This is a genomic window from Vibrio sp. 2033 (assembly GCF_033339735.1).
The window spans coordinates 1-510 of record NZ_JAWOVC010000878.1 but is presented as its reverse complement, the minus strand read 5'-3'; the positions used below and the strand labels follow the sequence as shown (position 1 = coordinate 510).

General features: G+C 50.0%; 1 protein-coding gene. It reads left to right on the top strand.

The features are described 5' to 3' along the window. Window positions 1-510, top strand: a 510-nt coding sequence (locus R7P74_RS29600) for a PAS domain-containing protein (RefSeq protein WP_318124323.1), incomplete at both ends; no start/stop codon positions are given.

Sequence of the window (510 nt, the reverse complement as noted above, 5' to 3'; positions counted from 1 at the left end):
TCGAGCATGTTCATCAAATGCTTTCGTTTGCGACTCATGCGAGTTTGGTGATTGCCTTTGTCGAAATGTCGCTGGTGGCGCTGTTTTCATTTGCGCTAGGCAGCTACTTGATGAAGCGTCTGGATCTTCTCCGCACTGGGGTAATTAAGGTTTCACAGCAAGGGCCGGGTTCGCAAATTTCTATTTCAGGCAATGACGAAGTCACGCGCGTTGGAGAGGCGTTTAACCAAATGTCGCGCTCTTTAGCGCAAGCGCAAAACAAACTTCAGCAAGAACATCAAACCCAGCAGCAGTTATCCGCCAAAATATCGCAGCTTGCCGAGGTGGCGGAACACGCTCGCGATACCATCATCATTACGCATCCTGACGGCACGATTGCTTGGGTAAACTCTGCGTTTGAGCAGTTAACCGAATATTCGTTAGAGGAAGTGGTTGGCAAATCACCGGGCGAACTGCTGCAAGGTGAAGACACCGATGCAAATACTGTCGCGCTGCTCTCACAAAGTGTTC